The sequence below is a fragment of the Winogradskyella poriferorum genome, assembly GCF_050618035.1.
GTDB classification, from domain to species: domain Bacteria; phylum Bacteroidota; class Bacteroidia; order Flavobacteriales; family Flavobacteriaceae; genus Winogradskyella; species Winogradskyella poriferorum_A.
The window spans coordinates 1-213 of sequence record NZ_JBODPY010000303.1; the positions used below are offsets into that span (position 1 = coordinate 1).

The 213-nt window shown below is 39.9% G+C and carries 1 pseudogene; it reads right to left on the reverse strand.

The annotated features are described in order from the left end of the window. A pseudogene (locus ACRHOC_RS15860) lies at positions 1–213 on the reverse strand (riboflavin synthase); the annotation flags it as partial.

The following is a 213-nucleotide window of genomic DNA, read 5'->3' on the forward strand; positions in this document are numbered from 1 at the left end:
GATAGTTACGTTACTTAAAGCCGGATCATATTCAAATGTAAAATAACAACTACCATCCTCTTCTTTAACTCTTGTACAGGTAGCAGTTTGATCCACGCGCCCCTGTACAATATGCCCATCTAACCGTTCTCCTAGCTTCATGGCGCGCTCTAGATTAATGATATCACCAGTCTTTAAGGTTCCTAAATTAGTTTTGTCTAAGGTCTCTGGAAT